The following is a 20,587-nucleotide window of genomic DNA, read 5'->3' on the forward strand; positions in this document are numbered from 1 at the left end:
TGTTTCATCGTGCTGGGCTTCTGGCCCTTTTTATTTAGCTATATTTGTAATGATCATTCCATTATTAAGTGGAGCGCTTTCTCGGTAGAACTTGCTCGTAGGCGCAGTTAGCAGCGCTTCTGTCTTTATGTCAAAGGAGTCAACGATGTCAGACAACCATGATTCACGTATTGCAACCATTCGCGATTATTTTCGTAAAGTGGATGCCAACGATCCTTCATTTCTCGACTTGTTCACCGACGATGTTGCATTCTTCTTTCCAAAATTTGGCCAGGTACGCGGCAAGGATGCAGTGGCGCAATTTGCTGAACGGATCGCGATGGACGCGGCTCGGCTTACCCACAACATTGATGATCTGGTTTTTACCGTAGACGGCGAGCGGATCGCAGTCGAAGGCAGGGAATGGGGCGTCACGCGTGATGGACGCACGTGGCCTGACGGCTGTGCATCGCAAGGCCGTTTTGCAAATGTTTTCGAGTTCAACGGCAAACGGATTAGCCGGATGTCTATCTATGTTGATCCCGACTTTACGAGTGAAGACCGCAGACGTGTTGACCTGTATCGTGGAAAGATGCTCACGGCAACGCCACGTGAGATCGCCGCGCGTTACTTTGAGAGCGTTGCGGCGTTCTGGGCGAAGTCTGACGATCCACAAACTCTGAAAGCGATTGTGGAGCTGTTTGCAGAGGAAGTGGAGTGGGATATTCCAGGACATGTGCAGGTCGTGCCGTGGATCGGCCCGCGTCGAAATCGTAAAGAGGTGGCTTCATTTTTCCGTGAGCTGGCTGAGCAAATCATACCGGAGAGATTCGAGGTGTGGCGGATTGTGGCCGATGACGACGTTGCAGTCGCGCTTGGTGAACTGGCGTCGCGAGTCAAGCGTACTGGTCGTCTTATCGAGTCACCGTTTGCCTTTGTACTGACGATCCGTGATGGCAGGATCGTAGGTTTTCGCATGCTGGAAGACAGCTACGCTGTCGCCGTCGCTGCTGTGGAAAAGTGATGTAGATAAAGGCCAATGCATGGTCAAGGCTTGAGCACTAGAAAGGCATAGTCGTCTGGTTTTTTCCTGACAACGCCGCAGCATGTTCCTGTGGCGTTGTCATCACCAGTACGTTTATCGACCGCTATAGTGACGGAGAGGGTTATTGTTCAACGCCGGGTTTACGTGCAACCAATACCGCTCGTACCGGTGCGGGATAACCTTCTACCGTTTTCGTTGGATCCTCAGGATCGAGGAATTCAGCCAGCGACTCGGTGATCATCCAGTCTGTCCGGCGCTGTTCCTGCGTTGTGGTGGTGCAGATATCGACGACGCGGACATCAACGAATCCGCATTTCTCAAGCCATGCCGTTAAAGCCGCAGCAGACGGGATGAAGTAGACATTGCGCATTTGCGCGTAGCGTTCTCCCGGCACCAGCACCTGATTTTCATCACCGTCAATGACCAGCGTTTCGAGCACCAACTCACCTCCTGCCACCAGCTGATTTTTTAATTGCCACAGGTGATCGAGCGGGGAACGGCGATGGTACAACACGCCCATGGAAAACACGGTATCGAACGCAGCCAGTTCGGGGAGTTGCTCAATGCCAAGCGGCAGAACGTGTGCTCGCTGGTCGCCGCCGAGTAGCTTACGCACGGCTTCAAACTGACATAAGAATAGCTGCATGGGGTCGATGCCAACCGCCATCGTTGCGCCTTCACCGACCATCCGCCACAGGTGATAGCCGCTGCCACAGCCTACATCGAGTATCAGACGATTTTTCAGCGGGCTGATATGTGGCAGAACGCGTTGCCACTTCCAGTCTGAACGCCATTCCGTGTTGATATCCACACCGTAAAGCGAAAAAGGGCCTTTACGCCAGGGCATCAAATTACGCAGCAGTTTTTCAATCCCTTCACGTTGGCCGATGGAAATATCGGGCTCCATACGTGTCGTGACGCTGTCGTTCAAATCCAAAGAAGTTGGCGTCAGTGACGGGAGATGCTCCAGCGAGTTAAACCAGAGTTTGAACTTACCGTGCAAGGATTCTTGCTGCCAACTGCTGAGCTGAGAAGGCAGTGTATTAAGCCAGTGGCTGAGCGGGCCCTTTGCGATTTGCTGATAAAAATTGCCGAAATCGATCACGCCTTTTCCTCTGCTTTCACGGCTAATAACGAACCAAAATTAAAACACTGAAACCAGATCTCGCTGTGCTCAAAACCCGCATCTGCCAGTCGAGCCTTATGAGTTTCTACCGAGTCGGTCAGCATGACATTTTCCAGCATGCTGCGCTTCTGACTGATTTCCAGTTCGCTGTAGCCATTTGCCCGTTTGAAATCGAGGTGCATGTTGAACAGCAATTCGCCGACGTCTTTGTCCGCAAAATTGAATTTCTCAGAGAGCACCAGCACGCCGCCGGGATTCAATCCCTGATAAATACGCTCAATAAGCACCTTGCGTTGAGAAGGCTCCAGAAACTGAAGAGTAAAGTTCAGCACCACCATGGAAGCATTCTTGATATCAATGTCCAAAATATCTGCTTCTATAATCTCGACGGGCGTATCGGAACGGAAAGCGTCAATGTGGCTACGGCAGCGTTTCACCATCGCCGGAGAGTTGTCTACCGCGATAATTTTGCAGTTCGGCACATGGATATTGCGTCGCACAGACAGCGTGGCTGCGCCCAGCGAACATCCTAGATCGTAGACGAGACTATCCGGACGGGCGAACCGTTCTGCCAGCATGCCAATCATTGAGATGATGTTGGAATAGCCGGGTACGGAACGTTGGATCATATCGGGAAATACGTCGGCAACGCGTTCGTCGAATGTCCAGTCACCTAAATTGGCAATTGGCACAGAAAAAAGCATATCGCGGTTTGGCATGGCGGAAAGTGCACTGAGAGTAATAAAGAGGCGCGTATTCTAGCAGAATACGCCGTACCCGTCATACTGCAAGTTGCATGAGCGTTGGCTTCGCTTACTCACCGAATACATTGTGTGGGCGTGGCGTTTGGTTCCCGGGCGCATCATACTTGTGCGCCCGAGAGAGGCGGATATCGTTTTTGTCTCACGCCATCAATACAGCGTGAAAACCAGATCCCAGGGGAGGTAATAGAGGTTTGCTGCAATCATCAGGATGAGTGAGGCATAGGTTGCCGACATACCTGAACGCCGCCAGCGGAATTCGCGATGCCGAAGACCGTAGTAGTGAACTAAACGCCCAGTAATCAATAGAATGCCGCAAAAATGGATCATGATGATAAGGGCGCCGTTCATCTCCATCAGTACCAGCAAAATTGCCGCAATGGGAATATATTCCACCGCGTTACCATGTACCCGGATCGCCGTTTGCAATTCATAAAATCCGCCGTCGCCGTAGGCCACGCGATACTGCATTCTCAGTTTTACAACATCAATAGACAGCTTTATCAACAAGATTGCGCCGAGCACGATATAGAGCGCACTTACCATTTTTTACTCCGTGACCTAACCGAAAACGGCTTGCAGAATAATAGCTTTACCTAACGTAACTGTCGCCTGTAAAGGCTGATTTTTTTAGCGGAAATGGGTTACGTTATGAAAGTGTTTATAACTAAATGAACTAACATACCCGAATCCTGTGGTTCAAAAGAGCGTCGCCTGCTGCGGCCAATCCGGCTGGGGCGGCAGTGTCGGATCGATCTCGGCGAGTAACGGCCAAAGCTGTTGCGCTAACGGTGGGGCATCACCGATATCCGGTGTGTGAATAAAGAAGAAGGGATTCGCTTCAGGCCACTGCGGCAGTTTGTTACGCCATGACTCGAACCAGCGCAGATTTTCTTCCAGCGTTTCACTCCCGATGAAGCGGATCAGCGGCTGTGTAGCGGTCAGCACGGCGTGTACTGGCACGCGGGGCTTCTTCCGCTGGGCTTCACGCATGGCAACGCTGTCTGGTGCGGCGTGATGAACCGGACGACTGTCGAGAATCACGCGATTGATGCCGCGCTGTTGTAGTCCCTGATTCAGCGCACGCTCCTCATCACCTTTAGCAAAAAATAGCGGGTGACGCACTTCTACACCGTAGCTAAACCCCTGCGGTAAGGCATCAAGAAAGCGCCACAGAACGGGCAACTGTGCTGGCCCGAAAGTCGCGGGGAGTTGCAACCATAGCTGCCCGATACGGTGTTCAATTGGTTCAAGACATTGATAAAAAAGGCTGACATCGCTATCGCAGTTCTGCAAGGCGGCTTTGTGGCTGATCGTTGAGGGAAACTTGAAACAAAAGCGAAACTCATCATGCGTCATATCACGCCAGCGTTCGACAACCTCGCGTGAAGGCAACGCATAAAAGGTCGTGTTACCTTCGACGCAGCTAAAGTAGCGGCTGTAGTCGGCAAGATCGTTTAACCCCAACCGACTCCATGCAGGGTGCTGCCATTGCGGTAATCCGATATACATCATCGCACCATAATTTCATTGAGCCTCAACAGGATGGCGACTATTATCGCGTAATTGTAAGAGCAGTGCGAGTGAGCCGAGATAAATCGTTTATAAAATCTCATCCGCCCACTGTGTTGCCTCCATTATCATGGTAAAGAAGTTTTCTTCATCGATACCCAACTGGATTAAGAGGCGTTCAAGCTCTTCCCACTCTTGCTGCTCGTATTTAGCGATTAGCGTCAGATAAACGGCAAGTTCGCCGGTGTTTTCTAATAAACTTTGATTAATTTTTTCCGATAGTGCGATTTGTGAAAGCAGTAGCGGCATCGGTGAGTCTAATACAGCGTCAAGCAGCGATAATAACCCGCAGAGAAACGCCTCGGTGGTATCCGCTTTCACATTAAAAGAGGCATACAGTAACTCGAAAAATCTGGCGCGAATTAAGCTGGTGCGATAAAGCTCGCTAGGTTTATTTTCATTACTATTGGTAATACTAATTAATGACACAAAGCGTTTAAGTTCTCGTTGCCCAAGCAGCATCGCCATGGCACGGAATGACATCGTGGTTGCAGTGATACCGAAACGCGTGTTGTATTTGATATTGGTGATGTGGCGCATCAATTTATAATAAAGCGACAAATCAGCACAGACCAATTCTTCGATCGTAGCATAGTTGATTTCAGGTTTATTAACCTCTCTCAACAACCTGATGGTATTACTGGAGTTATTGACCAATTTTCTCGATTTAATCATTTCAGGACGACTGAAAAAATACCCCTGAAACAGTGAAATACCTAGCTTTTTGCTTTGCACGTACTGCTCATACGTTTCTACTTTTTCTGCCAGATAAATTAACTTACGCTGTGAAGTTCTTTTGATGAAATTTTCAATGTCGCCAAAATCCGACAGGGTTAAATCGAATTTGATGATATCAATGTAAGGCAAAAAACGATCCCATTCTGAACCCATCGAAAAGTCATCAAGCGCAATTTTGAAGCCCTTTCTTTTTAGCTTTTTTACGGCAGCAAATAAATCGTTATCGGGTATCGCATTTTCAAGAATTTCTATAACGACCTTTTCCTGTGGCAATACTTCAGCCTGACCGTTGATCAACATCTGATGGGGGAAGTTAATATAGTAAGGTTGTTCGACCACGGATTTTGTCAATGGATTGGTTAAGAACTGATCGGAAATAAGCTGCGCAGTCGCAAATTCAGGGCTGACGTCGGGGAATTTATTGGTGACGTCCATGCGAAAAAGTAACTCGTAAGCAACGGTTTGGAGGTGTTGATTTAAAATGGGTTGACGGGCAACAAATGAATACATACTTGTTCTCCATGTAAACCATACGCATTAGCCAATAATGGAAAAGCGCTTTTTATTAAAATTTTTATAAAAATAAGCAGTTACTTGGTAATTTTAGCAGATTTTATTAAAAGGGAAGGTCAGTTTCCACAAATCATCATGCTGTGTGCATCGGCATGCCCTATGTCTTTGGGCCGATGACACTTAAGAAAATTAGCCATTTGGAATGCCGCTTTTCTGACGATTTTCGGATCACTGCATGTTGGTGACTCCGTTTTCCTCTGGTGTTCAGTTTTGCAACAATTTTGCCTCGGTTAATGAACATTCCGTTAACTGAAAAGGGAATTTCGTAAAAAGAGTAGGCGACTGCGTCGCAGAGCGTTACCTTCATGCTTATCGTTCGGGCGAATATCCTTTATAATAGCCGCCTTTTTTCATCAGACAGTAACCCAGAAAAACCATGCCGTGCAGCGAAAATGCCACTGTTTTTGCGTTGTGATCTACCGTGAAGAGTAATCTGCCGCGAAAACGTGTGAGTTGACGGATGAGTAAAAGGACATCGTGATGCGTACTAATTATTGCGGGCAGTTGAATTCGTCCCATGTGGGCCAGGAAGTGACATTGTGCGGTTGGGTTAACCGCCGCCGCGATCTGGGTGGTTTGATTTTTATTGATATGCGTGACCGCGAAGGGCTGGTTCAGGTGTTTTTTGACCCTGACCGTCAGGATGCATTTAAACTGGCATCCGAGTTGCGTAACGAGTTCTGCATCCAACTTACCGGTGTAGTCCGTGCCCGTCCAGAAAGCCAAATCAACAAAGATATGGCGACGGGTGAAGTCGAAATTTTTGCCAACGCCCTGACGATCGTTAACCGTTCTGAAGCGCTGCCGTTGGATTCCAACCAAACCAATACCGAAGAAGCGCGTCTCAAATACCGCTATCTGGATTTGCGCCGTCCTGAAATGGCGCAGCGCCTGAAAACGCGTGCACGTATCACCAGTTTCGTACGCCGTTTTATGGACGACCACGGCTTCATGGACATCGAAACGCCGATGTTGACGAAAGCGACGCCAGAAGGCGCGCGCGACTATCTGGTGCCAAGCCGCGTACATAAAGGCAAATTTTATGCGTTGCCACAGTCCCCACAGCTGTTCAAACAGCTGCTGATGATGTCCGGGTTTGACCGCTACTACCAGATCGTCAAATGCTTCCGTGACGAAGACTTGCGTGCCGACAGACAGCCTGAATTTACCCAAATCGATGTGGAAACCTCTTTCATGACCGCGCCACAAGTGCGTGAAGTGATGGAGAAATTGGTGCGTGAACTGTGGCTGGACGTAAAAGGCGTCGATCTGGGTGATTTCCCGATCATGACGTTCGCGGAAGCGATGCGTCGTTTCGGTTCCGACAAGCCAGATTTGCGTAACCCGCTGGAACTGGTCGATGTTGCCGATCTGCTGAAAGATATCGAATTCAAAGTGTTCTCCGGCCCGGCAAATGATGCCAAAGGCCGCGTTGCCGCTATCCGCGTACCGGGCGGCGCACAGCTGAGCCGCAAGCAGATTGATGAATACGCCAAATTTATTGAAATCTATGGCGCGAAAGGGTTGGCTTATATCAAGGTCAACGAGCGTGCCAAGGGGCTGGAAGGTGTTCAAAGCCCGGTAGCGAAGTTCCTGAGTGAAGATGTTCTGTCTGCCGTGTTGGATCGTACCGCGGCGCAAGATGGCGACATCCTGTTCTTCGGTGCTGACAGTGCGAAAGTGGTGACCGACGCGCTGGGTGCGCTGCGTCTTAAGCTGGGCCGCGATCTGAGCCTGACGAAAGACAACAGCTGGGAACCGCTGTGGGTAGTTGATTTCCCAATGTTTGAAGAAGATGGCGAAGGCGGGTTGTCAGCGATGCACCATCCGTTTACCGCACCGCGCGACATGTTGCCTTCTGAACTGGCGGCTAACCCCGTTTCGGCGATCGCTAACGCCTATGACATGGTCATTAACGGTTATGAAGTGGGCGGTGGTTCCGTTCGTATTCACAGCGGCGAGATGCAGCAAACTGTATTCCGCATTCTGGGCATTACTGAGCAAGAGCAGCGTGAGAAATTTGGCTTCCTGCTGGACGCGCTGAAATATGGTACACCGCCGCATGCAGGTCTGGCATTTGGCCTTGACCGTCTGGTGATGTTACTGACGGGCACCGATAACATTCGTGACGTTATTGCCTTCCCGAAAACGACGGCAGCAGCGTGTCTGATGACGGAAGCGCCAAGTTTCGCCAACCCAGCTTCGCTGGAAGAGCTCGCCATTGCGGTTGTCGTGAAAGGGAAAGCGGCTCAGGATGGAAAATCCGAGAACGAATAAGATGGTATACAAGCGACCCGTTTCGGTTCTGGTGGTGATCTATGCCCGTGATACCGGGCGGGTGCTGATGTTGCAGCGGCGTGACGATCCTGAATTCTGGCAGTCGGTGACTGGCAGTATAGAGGAAGGAGAAAGCGCGCCGTATGCCGCACAGCGTGAAGTCAAAGAAGAAGTTAACATTGATATATCCGCAGAAGCGTTATCACTCTTTGACTGTCAGCGCTGTATTGAGTTTGAGCTATTTACTCATTTGAGACGTCGCTATGCGCCGGGGGTGACGCACAATACCGAGCATTGGTATTGTTTGGCGTTACCTGCTGAGCGCGAGGTGCAATTATCCGAGCATCTTGCTTACCAGTGGCTGGATGTGCCCCATGCGGCACAGTTGACCAAGTCCTGGAGCAACCGGCAGGCGATTGAGGAATTTGTTATTTATCCGGCCTGAACAGGCTTTTTTCGGAGATTTTTATGGCAGGTCATAGTAAGTGGGCGAACACAAAGCATCGTAAAGCAGCACAGGACTCCAAACGCGGTAAAATCTTTACCAAGATTATCCGCGAACTGGTCACCGCAGCCCGTTTGGGTGGTGGCGATCCAGGGTCTAACCCACGTCTGCGCGCAGCGATCGATAAAGCACTGTCCAACAACATGACGCGCGATACTCTGAACCGCGCGATTGCCCGTGGCGTTGGCGGTGATGATGATACCAACATGGAAACCATCATTTATGAAGGCTACGGCCCGGGTGGCACTGCTGTCATGGTGGAATGCTTGAGTGACAACCGCAACCGTACCGTTTCCGAAGTGCGCCACGCGTTTACCAAAACGGGCGGTAATCTGGGCACTGATGGGTCCGTTTCGTACCTCTTCACCAAGAAGGGCGTCATTTCTTACGCGCCAGGTCTGGATGAAGATACCGTGATGAACGCCGCGCTGGAAGCGGGTGCCGATGATGTCGTCACGTATGATGACGGTGCGATCGACGTCTTCACGCCGTGGGAAACATTCGGTGAAGTGAAGGATGCCTTGGATGCGGCAGGCCTGAAAGCTGAAGCCGCCGAAGTCTCCATGATTCCGTCCACGAAAGCGGATATGGATGCAGAAACGGCACCGAAGCTGATCCGTTTAATCGATATGCTGGAAGACTGCGACGATGTGCAGGAGGTTTACCATAACGGTGAGATCTCCGATGAGGTGGCTGAGCTGCTGGAATAACCAGTCGGTGATGCAAAATAAAAACGGCTATCCACACGGGCGAATCGGCGGAGCGGCACGATGACAATCGTAGCATCATGACAATCATAGTAGGCATCGACCCCGGTTCGCGCGTGACAGGTTATGGCATTATCCGTCAGCAGGGGCGGCATCTGACCTATCTCGGTAGCGGTTGTATTCGCACCATAGTCGATGACATGCCCACGCGGCTTAAGCTAATTTACGCGGGCGTCAGTGAGATCATTACGCAATTTCGCCCAGACTGTATGGCGATTGAGCAGGTTTTCATGGCGAAAAACCCAGATTCAGCATTGAAGCTGGGGCAGGCGCGTGGTGTAGCCATCGTCGCTGGTGTGAATCAGGATCTACCGGTGTTTGAATACGCCGCGCGTTTGGTTAAGCAAACGGTGGTGGGAACTGGCGCGGCAGATAAAAAGCAGGTACAGCATATGGTTCGGTCATTGCTGAAACTGTCTGCCAGCCCGCAGGCGGATGCTGCCGATGCGCTGGCGATTGCCATTACTCACTGCCACTTTAACCAGAGCCTGCTGCGTACGGCAGCGGCGAAAGTAAATCCGCTGGCAGGAAGACTGCGCTGAAACAGGAGGCTGGATATTCATCCAGCCTTTTTTATGTTATATACTCGTCATACTTCAAGCCATTCATTCCCTATGTAAAAGGAAGCGCAACGTGATAGGTCGTCTCAGAGGCATTATCCTGGAAAAACAGCCGCCGCAGGTGCTGATAGAAGCTAACGGCGTGGGTTACGAAGTCCATATGCCGATGACGTGCTTTTACGAACTCCCTGAACTTAATCAGGAAGCGATTATTTTTACCCATTTTGTTGTCCGTGAAGATGCGCAACTGCTGTTCGGTTTTAATGACAAACAGGAAAGGGCGCTGTTCCGTGAGCTGATCAAAGTGAATGGCGTTGGACCTAAATTGGCGCTGGCGATTCTCTCTGGGATGTCCGCAACGCAGTTTGTCAGCGCGGTTGAGCGCGAAGAAATTGGTGCATTGATTAAACTTCCCGGCGTAGGTAAGAAAACGGCGGAAAGGCTGGTTGTTGAAATGAAAGATCGCTTCAAAGGCTTGAGTGGCGATCTGTTTAATCCGGTCAGCGATATTCCGTTGGCGTCACCCGCTACCGCAGACAGTCGCGTTGGCGAACCTGAAGCGGAAGCTGCCGCGGCACTGGTGGCACTGGGCTACAAACCGCAGGAAGCTAGCCGCATGATTTCCAAAATCGCGCGTCCTGATGCGGACTGTGAAACCCTGATCAGGGATGCACTGCGCGCGGCGCTGTGAGGTATTAATGATAGAAGCCGACCGTTTGATTTCCGCTGACGCCGTTCCTGAAGAAGAATTTCTCGACCGCGCGATGCGACCTAAGCTGTTGACCGAATATGTAGGCCAGCCGCAGGTGCGTGAGCAGATGGAAATTTTTATCCAGGCTGCGCGTAAACGTGGGGATGCGCTGGATCATCTGCTGATTTTTGGGCCTCCCGGTTTGGGCAAAACGACGTTGGCGAATATTGTTGCCAATGAGATGGGCGTGAATATGCGCACAACGTCAGGCCCCGTGTTGGAAAAAGCCGGTGACCTTGCCGCGCTGCTGACCAATCTCGAACCGCATGATGTGTTATTCATCGATGAAATCCATCGTCTGTCGCCTGTTGTGGAAGAAGTGCTGTACCCCGCGATGGAAGATTATCAGTTGGATATCATGATCGGTGAAGGGCCTGCTGCCCGCTCAATTAAACTCGATCTGCCTCCTTTCACACTGATTGGCGCAACGACGCGTGCGGGGTCGTTAACCTCGCCGCTGCGCGACCGCTTTGGTATTGTGCAGCGCTTGGAGTTTTATAATGTGGCGGATTTGCAGTATATCGTTGGCCGCAGCGCACAGTGTTTAGGACTGGATTTAACGCCAGAGGGTTCCCTTGAAGTGGCACGCCGTGCGCGTGGTACGCCGCGTATCGCCAACCGATTATTGCGCCGGGTGCGCGATTTCTCCGAGGTTAAATCGGAAGGCGCGATTACTGGAGATGTGGCGACACAGGCGCTGGATATGCTGGCGGTAGATACCGAAGGTTTTGACTACATGGATCGCAAGCTGCTGTTGGCAATCATCGATAAATTCATGGGCGGCCCCGTCGGGTTGGACAATTTAGCCGCGGCGATTGGCGAAGAGCGCGAAACCATTGAAGACGTACTAGAGCCGTTTCTGATTCAGCAAGGATTCATCCAGCGTACGCCGCGTGGTCGAATGGCGACGCAGCATGCCTATCGGCATTTTGGCTTAACACGTGAAGAATAGTATTACCTGAATGCTTTTTCATATTTAGGGAGACCAGACGGTCTCCCTAAATTTATGTGATTAGAACCAGGCTTCCCACATTGCCCCAACGTTGAACGAGTCTAGCTGCGTGTTGACCCCAGTCGTTGTCCGCGCGGTGTGTTTGTTATCTACTTCCCCGCCAGTGACATAGAAGCGCAGCATCGGTCTGAACTCCGGTCCCATCGCGATTGAGACATTCTGGGAAAGCGTCAGTTTCCACCCCTTATTGTCACCGCCCTGGCCGTAATCTACATGCTGATAGCCAGCTTCAAGCCAGGTCGAATGCACGTCATTCCAGAAATACATAGGGCGAACGATGGCATTGTAGTTACGACGGTCGTCCTGACTCGCAGAGTCATTCGAGTAGTCGTGGTAGGCTAACAGGTATGCGACCTGCGTTTGTGGTGTGAATTTGTAGTTACCTTCGAAGCTGGCATAGAAGGTTTTCAGGTTGTTCGTTTTGTTGTAAACGCTGTTATCCGCATTGTCTGAATAGCGGGTGATGAACTGATTGAGGCTATCTTTTCCCGTGTGGCTCAGGACGGCGCCGCCTTGCCAGGCTTTCATCCGCTCATTGTTATTCACCGCTTTTGAGTCAAAACCATAGTTAGCGTACAGCGCAAGATCCAACGGCCCCAGCTTGATGCCATGCACTTTGGAGGTCAGGGCGTAATTGCCTTTATCGCCCGTGCCGGAGCCACCGGTACAGCTGATGCGTGAGGGGTTCGCATTATTGGCTAACACTTGGGGATTACAGGATTCCACGGCACCGACGGCCGCCACATCGAATTGAATACCGCCGAGTTCAAAATTCTTTATCCCCGCACCCTGACCGTCATGGTTCATCCAGAAGTAGTCGTTGATACTTTGCTGTGGGCGCTGGTGGAAATCTCGTCCCGCCCAGAGATAGGCGTTTGGCTGAGAGGCGAAAAGATTAGTGACGCCGGCATAGGCTTTTTTCAGGTTAACTTCGTCGCCCCAGTGGTCGATCATCACGACGATATCCCAGATAGCGCCATTATCACTTTTGAAAGCTTTGGAAAGCTGAAATTCACCGCCATTACCTTCGTTGCCCAGACGGCCTAATGCGGAAGCTCCGTTATAGGAACCGTCAACCCCAACATATTTCTGGTCACCGCCCTGGAATTGCGCGCCGTAACGCGCATAGCCAGTGAATTCGACACCATAAGGTATCGCCATGTCAGGCGTCTTCGGGGCATCCGGTGTCGTCAGGGGATCGACCTGTTTGCTGGCAATCGCATCTAACTTAGCCTGGCGTTCCGCCAGCGCTTTTTCCACGGCTTGAGCAACGATACGATCTAATTGTTCCTGAGTAATGATTTCTTGTGCGAGTGCGGAACCGGAGCAAAGGGCGGCCAGCACCGCCAGCGTAACTGGAAGTTTTTTGCAATTTTTCATAGTCATCTCAATTCGGTAAGTTATTTTCAGACAATAACCATCCGGTTCTGATTGACGTGAATAATGGCACGGCGCTCAGAACAAGGTGATTGTTATTTTCCTAATAGTGCAAGGTAATTAAATAACTGACGTAATCGACCCTCCCTTTAAGAGGTAATATTACCGCTGATAAAGATGAATAATTTCTTCTGATAATTCGCGGGCAAGTAGTGATGTCATTAAATGATCTTGAGCATGAACCATAATTAATGTCATCGGCTGTCTGGCTTCACCCGCATCCTGTTCGATTAGCTGGGTCTGCATATGGTGTGCCTTGCGCGCATAGCCATCGGCTTCCTTCAGCAAATCTTTGGCTTCATCAATGTTACCTTTGCGCGCAGCGTGCAGAGCCTCGAAACACAGGCTGCGTGATTGCCCCGCATTAACAATAATATCCATTACTGCATCTTCTAATGTAATCATGATATGACCTATTTTTTATATGACCGAATGCCAGCGGCAATGGTTTATTCCCTATGCCGCATTCTTGAATGCTATTCAGGGCGGAATATCATAGATGATGAAAATATTCCGTCACTGAACGCGTTATTTTATTTATTCTATTTAATACGTTTAACCAATTCTTTATTTACCCCATTAATTACTACCTGCCGTTTTTGCCATCGACAGGCCGCTCTGCATTTTTTGCTCCTCGGTCTTCATCAGCGTACGTTCATAAGCGCGCAGGAACGGTAAATACATCAGTGCGGAAAAGATCATGCATAGCAGGCACATGATAAACGGACTGAAACTCCAGTTTGCGGCCCACGATGCACCAATGGGAGCGGGTGTCGTCCAAGGCGTTAGCGATACGACCTGTGCCAGCCATCCCATTTTGGTTGCCGTGTAAGCCAGTACGGCATTGATCATGGGGACGAAGACAAAAGGCAGAAACAGCATCGGGTTCATGATAATGGGCGCACCGAACATGATCGGCTCGTTGATGTTAAAGAAGCTCGGTACGACGCCCATTCTGCCGATGGTACGCAGGTGAGTCACTTTGCTGCGTAACAGCAGGAAAGCTAAGGGCAGCGTTGAGCCGACGCCACCAATTAACAGATAGTGATCCCAAAATCCCTGTAAATAGATATGCGGTAGTACTTCACCTGCTGCCAGCGCTGCCTGATTCACGGCCAGGTTAGTCATCCAAAATGGATTCATAATACCCGTGACAATCAGTGAACCGTGGATACCCGAAAACCAGAAAAGCTGGCATAGCAGCACAGATAGCAGAATGGCGGGCAGCGAGTCTGAGGCAGAAACCAGTGGTGCCAGCAGATGCATAATTGCTTCGGGAATGATCATGCCCGTTTGCGCCTCAACGAAGAGGTTGAGTGGGTGCAGTGTCGCGACAATAACCAACACGGGAATGAGAATTTCAAATGAGCGAGCGACCCCTGTTGGCACTTCTTTCGGTAAGCGAATGGTAATGTTGTGTTGTTTCAGCGCGGCATAAACACGGGTGGAATAGATAGAGGTGAGTAAAGCGGTGAATATCCCTTGCCCTGACAGATACTCCGTAGAAATTTTGTCATCGGCGTAAGGCGCGGCGACGAGCAGAAAAGCCATAAATGCCAGCAGACCGGACATCACAGAATCGAGATCAAACTGTCGCCCCAGACTGGCCCCGACGCCAACGGAAATGAAGAAGGTCATCACGCCCATACTCAGCTCGAAAGGCAGCATCAGTTGGTCGCGATAGGTGATGGAAAAATCTAGCCAGGTGCGGGCAAACCCGACAGTGGTATCGGCAGAGAAGGGAGGGAAAATAAACACCAACATAAATGAGCCAATGATCATAAAGGGGAGTGCGGCAGTAAAACCATCGCGGATAGCGATCACATACTTTTGTTGCCCTAAACGCCCGGCCAGCGGGGTAATCGATTGTTCGATAGAAGCAATCATTGATTGATATAAGGAACTCATGTGAACACCTTTTCGTATGCCACCGCGAAGGCGACAGTTCATCATCAAGTACGTATCGCCACGGTGCATACCGTAACCCGTTGTCTTAACGGGCCGGATAGATAAATCGTGTGTGGCAGCCTTTTGTGAAAGTGAGCCTATATCCGTTATTTTTCTTCCGCGACGGACCGCATTTTCCGCCAAGCACAATGTAAAAACTTATTGCTAAGATGATTGGATATCATATGGAAACCGTTTTCCATGCAAAGAAAAGAGAAGTGTGATGACCGTCAAGGTGTGATGATTTCTGGCCGTATTAATTAGATTTGCATCACATCTTATCGGAAAGAGTGTCTATTGGATGTTAAATGGATAATCGGTTTCCATGCTGAATGGAAACGGTTATACTGCAAAGCAATACAATGCGCTGTTGGTGTTAAAGGTTTCGAGTCGAGTTTAGCGTTTTTCCAGGGGCAAATGATGTCTACAATCAACGATGTATCGCGTTTAGCTGGGGTCTCCAAAGCCACAGTCTCCCGGGTGTTGAGTGGTTCACGCGGCGTAAAGGAAGCCAGCCGCCTTGCAGTGTTAAAAGCGGTTGATGAGCTTAAATACCGACCCAACGTCATCGCCCAATCGCTGTTAAGCCAGTCAACCGGATGTATTGGTGTCATTTGCGCTCAGGACAATATCAACCAGACGACCGGCTATCTTTATGCGTTGGAAAAACACTTTAGTCGACATCAAAAACATCTCTTGTTGCGGTTTGCCAGCAGCAAAGCAGAAGTCATGAATGTGCTAGATGAGCTAACCAGCGGTCTATGTGATGATATTTTAATCATCGGTGCGCGCTTCCCGCTGAATCTGGCCGATAAGAGCATCATCCTGATCGATTGTATGGAGGCTGATACCACTAACAGCCTGCAATTCGATCACGCCTTCGCCACAGAAACGGCATGTAATTACCTGATCCGACAAGGGCGTAGGCAAATCGCGCTGATCAATCCTGCCGCCAGCAGTTCTGCGGATCAGGTGCTTTTGGGATATAAGCGGGCGCTGGAAAATAACTTCTTGCCGTTTAACCGCAACCTGATTTTTATGGATGCGTCTTCCTCGTCGTCGGTAGCGCTGCAAGTGTTGCTCAATAACAGCACGACGCTGAATTTCAATGCGCTCCTAGTGGCGGATGAGCAAGAAGCAAAACGAGTCATCGCACAGCTTCAGGCGTTTAATAAATCCGTGCCACAGGACATTATGGTATTCAGTCTTGCCGGTTCTCTCGATATTCCTGGTATTCCGGCGATTCCTGCAATTGAGTATTCGATGGATGCGGTGGCAGCCAGAATCGTGTCATGGCTCAATGAAAAAACGCAGGATGTTCTGGAGTCGTATGTCTTACGGGGTGATTTAATCATTCCAGATATGGCTAACCGGAAATAAACGCTGTTCGCGTGAACTTACTGATTTTCAAAGTATAAAGCCCTTCTGAAATGTGTATTCGGAAGGGCTTTTTTTTTAGCGGTTTACTGCGGGTTAGGCGGGTTGTGGCTTAAGCAGACTGACAATAAATAGCAGAGATGCACACAGCACCACCGACGGCCCCGCTGGCGTATTGTAGCCAGCCGAGAAGGCCAAGCCGCCTGTCACGGCAATCATTCCAACAATAATAGCGATGCTTGCCATTTGTTCCGGCGTCCGTGCGAAACGTCTGGCGCTGGCGGCGGGAATAATCAACAGTGACGTAATGATCAATGCGCCAACAAATTTCATGGCAATACCAATCGTTAATGCGGTGGTCAGCATTAAAAGCAGCTTGGTGCGCTGTAATTTCACGCCGTCGACGTGTGCCAATTCTGGGCTAATCGTCATTGAAAGTAACGCCCGCCATTGCCAACGCATAACAGCAATAACGACGATCACACCCGCACCGATCACCCACAAATCCTCTGTTGTGACGGAAAGTAAATCGCCAAATAGGTAGGCCATTAAATCTACACGCACATTGTTCATCAGGCTGACAACAACCAACCCAAGCGACAGGGCGCTGTGAGCCATGATGCCGAGTAATGTATCGACGGCCAGATAGGGACGTCGTTCCAGCCAGACGAGGCCAAGCGCCAGAATGAGCGTCACGGCAATAACGGCAGAAAACAGGTTAATGTTCAGCAACAGGCCGAAGGCGACGCCAAGTAAGGAGGCGTGCGCCAGTGTATCGCCAAAATAAGACATCCGCCGCCAGACGACGAACGAACCGAGCGGGCCTGCCGCAATCGCCAGCAAAATCCCTGCCAGCCAACCGGGAAATAACAGCTCTATCATGCGTCGTTTCCACCTTGTCTTTTCAGAATGATACGTCCTTGTAGGTCATGACGATGATTATGATGGTGGCGATAAATTGCCAATTGCTCCGCGCCGCGGTGGCCAAACATCGCTAAAAATTCGGGGTGAAGAGAAACGACTTCAGGCGTGCCGGAGCAGCAGACATGTTGATTAAGGCAGAGAACTTCATCGGTTTTTGCCATCACCAAATGTAGATCGTGCGACACCATCAGCACGCCGCAGTTGAATTCCTGCCGCAGTTGGTTAATCAGATCGTACAGCGCCAGTTGCCCATTGACGTCAACACCCTGTGTCGGCTCATCCAGAACCAGCAGTTGAGGCTGATTGAGCAGTGCACGAGCCAATAGCACGCGCTGGGTTTCGCCACCGGAGAGTTTCTGCATCGGTTGTTCCAGCAGATGTGCAGCCTGAACACGTTTAAGGGCAGGTAAGATATCCTGCTTTTTCACACCGGGGCGCAGTTGCATAAAGCGGCTGACGGTCAAGGGCAGGGTGGTATCCAGATGCAGTTTCTGCGGAACGTAACCGATACGCAGTGCAGGATCCCGTACCAGAGAACCGGAAGTAGGAGAAAGTAGCCCCAATACCACGCGGACTAGCGTCGATTTCCCTGCGCCATTCGGCCCCAGCAGCGTCAGAATTCGACCTGCCTGCAAGGTCAGAGAGATATCTGACAGGATCTTTCGGCTGCCAAATGTCACTGAAATATTATTAAGTGATACCAATGTGGACATATAATTCGGCTTGCATAACCCATGTAACGTTATAATATAACAAACAACACAATAAAAATCGATGGGATCGATCTTCATGCAGCAATCTATTCAGCAAAGAAAATGGTTAAAAAGTGTGTTTGTTGCCGGTGCGCTACTCGCAAGCGGAATGTCAATCAGCGCGGCATCCGCTGCGGTCATTACTTCAATTCGTCCTTTGGGATTCATTGCGTCGGCGATTGCCGATGGCGTGACGCCAACCGAGGTGTTGTTACCTGATGGCGCGTCGCCCCACGATTATGCCTTGCGCCCGTCTGATGTCCAGCGTTTACAGTCCGCCGATCTGGTGATTTGGGTCGGGCCGGAAATGGAAGCCTTCCTCGGGAAACCGTTAGCGAAAATTTCGCCAGCAAAGCAGATCGCGCTTTCTGCGCTGCCAGCCATTAAATCTGAGCTGAAAAAAGAGGCTGGGCATGACCATGAAGATGGGCATGAGCAGGCACATGATGAGCATGAAAAAGGCCACGATCACAGCAATGCCGCCCATGATGACGACGACGATGGTCACCATCATGGTGAGTACAATATGCATATTTGGCTATCGCCGGAGATGACAATACAGGCAGCTGTCGCCATTCATGCAAAATTATTGGAACTTATGCCTCAGAATAAGGACAAACTAGACGCGAATCTGCTTTATTTCACGGATAAAATTGCGCAAGCAGATGAAAAAATTGTTAAGATGCTAGCGCCTGTGCAGGGTAGAGGCTATTTCGTGTTTCATGATGCCTATGGCTACTTTGAGAAACACTATGGGTTAAGTCCCTTGGGTTACTTTACGGTTAACCCCGAAATTCAGCCCGGTGCACAGCGTTTACATCAAATACGAACACAGTTGGTTGAGCACAAAGCCGTATGCGTTTTTGCTGAACCACAATTCAGACCAGCCGTTATTAATGCTGTTGCCAAGGGAACCGACGTGCGCTCGGGTGTGCTCGACCCATTGGGAAGCAATATTGCACTGGGTAGAGATAGCTATGCCGATTTCTTGTTGCAGCTATCGAACCAGTATGTGAGCTGTCTGGAGGAAAAATTATGAGGATACGAATAAGTGCAGCAGATAGTCCGAACTATCGCTCTGGCGTATAACAGTTTACCTCGGCCCCATCGCGTCATGCTGGGGTCGCTTACCGTTGTGACATTGGCCGTTGCTGTTTGGCGGCCTTTTGTTTATCCCCATGTCGATGATGCGCCCGTCATCGTGAAAGATATCGACCTGGAAACCAGCCAACTGCGTACGCTGACGCCTGAAGCCAGTGAACCGATAGACCAACCCTCGCCAGATGACGACATTCCGCAAGATGAGCTCGATGATAAAGTTGCCGATGAAGCTGGCGTACATGAGTATGTGGTCTCTACGGGTGATACTTTAAGCAGCATTTTGACGCAGTACGGTATCGATATCGCGGATGTCACCCAGCTCGCAGAGCAAAATAAAGATTTGCGTAACCTGAAAATTGGTCAGCAAATATCGTGGGCTCTGGCAGAAAATGGCGATCTGCAAAGTTTGACCTGGCAGATGTCTCGTCGCGAAACACGGATTTATGAGCGTGTAGGTGCCGATTTCAAAGAGCGCATTGAGACGCTGAAAGGCGAGTGGCGCAACAGCGTTCTGAATGGTCGGGTTAGTGGCAGCTTTGTCAGCAGCGCGAAAAGCGCCGGTTTAACCAGTACAGAAGTGCGGGACGTAATCAAAGCGCTGCAATGGCAGTTGGATTTCCGTAAGTTACGTAAAGACGACACGTTCTCTGTGCTGATGTCCCGCGAAATGCTCGATGGCAAAAGTGAACAGAGCGAACTGGTCGGCGTTCGTCTGAATACCGGCGGTAAAGACTATTACGCTATCCGTGCAGAAGACGGTAAATTCTACGATCGCGAAGGTTCCGGTTTGACGCGTGGCTTTATGCGTTTCCCGACCATGAAACAATTCCGTATTTCCTCCAATTTCAATCCACGTCGTTTGAACCCGGTAACGGGGCGCGTTGCACCGCATAAAGGTGTCGATTTTGCCATGCCGGTAGGTTCGCCAGTTCTGGCCGTCGGGGATGGCGAAGTCGTGATTGCGAAACGCAGCGGTGCAGCGGGCAACTATGTAGTGATTCGTCATGGTCGCCAGTATACGACACGATTTATGCACCTAAATCGCATATTGGTTAAACCTGGGCAGAAAGTGAAACGTGGCGATCGTATCGGGTTGTCTGGTAATACCGGTCGTTCCACTGGCCCACACCTGCACTATGAACTCTGGGTTAACCAGCAGGCAGTAAACCCACTAACGGCTCAACTGCCGCGTTCTGAAGGGCTGGCGGGTAAAGAGCGTCGTGATTATCTGGCGCAGGTGAAGGAAGTGGTGCCGCAGCTTAAGTTTGATTAACCATATCCGTCATACTTCAAGCTGCTTGTGCGTTGGCTGCCCTTACTCACCCCAGTCACTTACTTGTGTAAGCTCCTGGGGATTCATGCGGTTGCCGCCTTCATGCAACT

20 protein-coding genes are annotated in these 20,587 nt (G+C 50.3%); 10 read left to right on the top strand and 10 right to left on the bottom strand.

Features of this window, described 5'->3' with window-relative positions; genetic code table 11:
* Window positions 1-145 precede the first annotated feature (145 nt).
* Complete coding sequence (locus tag A0G03_RS00265) at window positions 146-1,003, top strand: nuclear transport factor 2 family protein (RefSeq protein WP_048260459.1); 858 nt, start codon at window positions 146-148, stop codon at window positions 1,001-1,003.
* Window positions 1,004-1,145: 142 nt separating this feature from the next.
* Here the strand turns inward: A0G03_RS00265 and cmoB are convergent, their stop codons facing one another.
* From cmoB to A0G03_RS00290, 5 genes are all read right to left on the bottom strand, one after another.
* Window positions 1,146-2,129, bottom strand: coding sequence for a tRNA 5-methoxyuridine(34)/uridine 5-oxyacetic acid(34) synthase CmoB (gene cmoB / locus A0G03_RS00270; RefSeq protein ID WP_048260457.1), 984 nt, complete (start codon window positions 2,127-2,129; stop codon window positions 1,146-1,148).
* Window positions 2,126-2,869: a carboxy-S-adenosyl-L-methionine synthase CmoA gene (gene cmoA / locus A0G03_RS00275; RefSeq protein ID WP_048260456.1), complete on the bottom strand. Its 744-nt coding sequence runs from the start codon at window positions 2,867-2,869 to the stop codon at window positions 2,126-2,128. Before cmoA ends, cmoB begins: the two co-directional genes overlap by 4 nt.
* Window positions 2,870-3,061: 192 nt before the next feature.
* Complete coding sequence (locus tag A0G03_RS00280) at window positions 3,062-3,457, bottom strand: MAPEG family protein (RefSeq protein ID WP_048260454.1); 396 nt, start codon at window positions 3,455-3,457, stop codon at window positions 3,062-3,064.
* Window positions 3,458-3,610: 153 nt separating this feature from the next.
* Window positions 3,611-4,423, bottom strand: coding sequence for a DUF72 domain-containing protein (locus tag A0G03_RS00285; protein ID WP_080965245.1), 813 nt, complete (start codon window positions 4,421-4,423; stop codon window positions 3,611-3,613).
* A 90-nt stretch (window positions 4,424-4,513) separates the two neighbouring features.
* The gene (locus A0G03_RS00290; RefSeq protein WP_048260450.1) at window positions 4,514-5,731 is read right to left on the bottom strand and encodes an EAL and HDOD domain-containing protein; all 1,218 of its coding nucleotides are present in this window, start codon (window positions 5,729-5,731) and stop codon (window positions 4,514-4,516) included.
* Between the two features lie 543 nt (window positions 5,732-6,274).
* On the opposite strand from A0G03_RS00290, the gene aspS reads away from it, so the two are divergent.
* From aspS to ruvB, 6 genes are all read left to right on the top strand, one after another.
* Window positions 6,275-8,071 carry an aspartate--tRNA ligase gene (aspS, locus tag A0G03_RS00295; protein WP_048260448.1) on the top strand — a complete coding sequence of 599 codons (1,797 nt, stop codon included), beginning with the start codon at window positions 6,275-6,277 and terminating at the stop codon, window positions 8,069-8,071.
* 1 nt (window position 8,072) lies between these two features.
* Window positions 8,073-8,516: a dihydroneopterin triphosphate diphosphatase gene (gene nudB / locus A0G03_RS00300; protein ID WP_048260446.1), complete on the top strand. Its 444-nt coding sequence runs from the start codon at window positions 8,073-8,075 to the stop codon at window positions 8,514-8,516.
* Window positions 8,517-8,539: 23 nt separating this feature from the next.
* Complete coding sequence (locus A0G03_RS00305) at window positions 8,540-9,286, top strand: YebC/PmpR family DNA-binding transcriptional regulator (protein WP_048260444.1); 747 nt, start codon at window positions 8,540-8,542, stop codon at window positions 9,284-9,286.
* Between the two features lie 77 nt (window positions 9,287-9,363).
* Window positions 9,364-9,885 (top strand): crossover junction endodeoxyribonuclease RuvC, encoded by a 522-nt coding sequence (gene ruvC, locus A0G03_RS00310; RefSeq protein WP_048260442.1) that lies wholly within the window; start codon window positions 9,364-9,366, stop codon window positions 9,883-9,885.
* A 91-nt stretch (window positions 9,886-9,976) separates the two neighbouring features.
* Entirely contained in the window at window positions 9,977-10,594 is a 618-nt protein-coding gene (ruvA, locus tag A0G03_RS00315; RefSeq protein WP_048260440.1) for a Holliday junction branch migration protein RuvA, read from the top strand.
* A gap of 7 nt (window positions 10,595-10,601) precedes the next feature.
* Window positions 10,602-11,606 (top strand): Holliday junction branch migration DNA helicase RuvB, encoded by a 1,005-nt coding sequence (gene ruvB, locus A0G03_RS00320; protein ID WP_048260438.1) that lies wholly within the window; start codon window positions 10,602-10,604, stop codon window positions 11,604-11,606.
* 60 nt (window positions 11,607-11,666) lie between these two features.
* Here the strand turns inward: ruvB and A0G03_RS00325 are convergent, their stop codons facing one another.
* The 3 genes from A0G03_RS00325 to A0G03_RS00335 form a co-directional block, all read right to left on the bottom strand.
* The gene (locus A0G03_RS00325; RefSeq protein ID WP_048260436.1) at window positions 11,667-13,046 is read right to left on the bottom strand and encodes a carbohydrate porin; all 1,380 of its coding nucleotides are present in this window, start codon (window positions 13,044-13,046) and stop codon (window positions 11,667-11,669) included.
* 159 nt (window positions 13,047-13,205) lie between these two features.
* On the bottom strand, window positions 13,206-13,508 hold the full coding sequence (locus A0G03_RS00330; protein WP_143485664.1) for a PTS lactose/cellobiose transporter subunit IIA: 303 nt from the start codon (window positions 13,506-13,508) through the stop codon (window positions 13,206-13,208).
* Window positions 13,509-13,682: 174 nt separating this feature from the next.
* A complete protein-coding gene (locus A0G03_RS00335) occupies window positions 13,683-15,011 on the bottom strand; it encodes a PTS sugar transporter subunit IIC (protein WP_048260432.1) in 1,329 nt (442 codons plus the stop codon).
* A 459-nt stretch (window positions 15,012-15,470) separates the two neighbouring features.
* On the opposite strand from A0G03_RS00335, the gene A0G03_RS00340 reads away from it, so the two are divergent.
* Window positions 15,471-16,430, top strand: coding sequence for a LacI family DNA-binding transcriptional regulator (locus tag A0G03_RS00340; RefSeq protein WP_048260430.1), 960 nt, complete (start codon window positions 15,471-15,473; stop codon window positions 16,428-16,430).
* A 93-nt stretch (window positions 16,431-16,523) separates the two neighbouring features.
* Here the strand turns inward: A0G03_RS00340 and znuB are convergent, their stop codons facing one another.
* A complete protein-coding gene (znuB, locus tag A0G03_RS00345) occupies window positions 16,524-17,309 on the bottom strand; it encodes a zinc ABC transporter permease subunit ZnuB (RefSeq protein ID WP_048260428.1) in 786 nt (261 codons plus the stop codon).
* On the bottom strand, window positions 17,306-18,064 hold the full coding sequence (znuC, locus tag A0G03_RS00350) for a zinc ABC transporter ATP-binding protein ZnuC (protein ID WP_048260608.1): 759 nt from the start codon (window positions 18,062-18,064) through the stop codon (window positions 17,306-17,308). Before znuC ends, znuB begins: the two co-directional genes overlap by 4 nt.
* Before the next feature lie 76 nt (window positions 18,065-18,140).
* Between znuC and znuA the strand changes: the two genes are divergently transcribed.
* Window positions 18,141-19,142: a zinc ABC transporter substrate-binding protein ZnuA gene (gene znuA / locus A0G03_RS00355; RefSeq protein ID WP_048260427.1), complete on the top strand. Its 1,002-nt coding sequence runs from the start codon at window positions 18,141-18,143 to the stop codon at window positions 19,140-19,142.
* 12 nt (window positions 19,143-19,154) lie between these two features.
* Entirely contained in the window at window positions 19,155-20,477 is a 1,323-nt protein-coding gene (gene mepM, locus A0G03_RS00360; RefSeq protein ID WP_048260425.1) for a murein DD-endopeptidase MepM, read from the top strand.
* Window positions 20,478-20,587 lie beyond the last annotated feature (110 nt).

It is taken from the genome of Pectobacterium peruviense, from assembly GCF_002847345.1.
Classification (GTDB): domain Bacteria; phylum Pseudomonadota; class Gammaproteobacteria; order Enterobacterales; family Enterobacteriaceae; genus Pectobacterium; species Pectobacterium peruviense.

Coding starts and splice junctions, on each gene's coding strand:
- A0G03_RS00280 (WP_048260454.1), bottom strand. CDS start 3,457: ATGGTAAGTGCGCTCTATATCGTGCTCGGCGCAATCTTGTTGATAAAG.
- znuB (WP_048260428.1), bottom strand. CDS start 17,309: ATGATAGAGCTGTTATTTCCCGGTTGGCTGGCAGGGATTTTGCTGGCG.
- A0G03_RS00325 (WP_048260436.1), bottom strand. CDS start 13,046: ATGAAAAATTGCAAAAAACTTCCAGTTACGCTGGCGGTGCTGGCCGCC.
- A0G03_RS00330 (WP_143485664.1), bottom strand. CDS start 13,508: ATGATTACATTAGAAGATGCAGTAATGGATATTATTGTTAATGCGGGG.
- A0G03_RS00335 (WP_048260432.1), bottom strand. CDS start 15,011: ATGAGTTCCTTATATCAATCAATGATTGCTTCTATCGAACAATCGATT.
- nudB (WP_048260446.1), top strand. CDS start 8,073: ATGGTATACAAGCGACCCGTTTCGGTTCTGGTGGTGATCTATGCCCGT.
- znuA (WP_048260427.1), top strand. CDS start 18,141: ATGCAGCAATCTATTCAGCAAAGAAAATGGTTAAAAAGTGTGTTTGTT.
- A0G03_RS00285 (WP_080965245.1), bottom strand. CDS start 4,423: ATGTATATCGGATTACCGCAATGGCAGCACCCTGCATGGAGTCGGTTG.
- znuC (WP_048260608.1), bottom strand. CDS start 18,064: ATGTCCACATTGGTATCACTTAATAATATTTCAGTGACATTTGGCAGC.
- A0G03_RS00340 (WP_048260430.1), top strand. CDS start 15,471: ATGTCTACAATCAACGATGTATCGCGTTTAGCTGGGGTCTCCAAAGCC.
- ruvC (WP_048260442.1), top strand. CDS start 9,364: ATGACAATCATAGTAGGCATCGACCCCGGTTCGCGCGTGACAGGTTAT.
- A0G03_RS00290 (WP_048260450.1), bottom strand. CDS start 5,731: ATGTATTCATTTGTTGCCCGTCAACCCATTTTAAATCAACACCTCCAA.
- ruvB (WP_048260438.1), top strand. CDS start 10,602: ATGATAGAAGCCGACCGTTTGATTTCCGCTGACGCCGTTCCTGAAGAA.
- A0G03_RS00305 (WP_048260444.1), top strand. CDS start 8,540: ATGGCAGGTCATAGTAAGTGGGCGAACACAAAGCATCGTAAAGCAGCA.
- cmoA (WP_048260456.1), bottom strand. CDS start 2,869: ATGCCAAACCGCGATATGCTTTTTTCTGTGCCAATTGCCAATTTAGGT.
- aspS (WP_048260448.1), top strand. CDS start 6,275: ATGCGTACTAATTATTGCGGGCAGTTGAATTCGTCCCATGTGGGCCAG.
- A0G03_RS00265 (WP_048260459.1), top strand. CDS start 146: ATGTCAGACAACCATGATTCACGTATTGCAACCATTCGCGATTATTTT.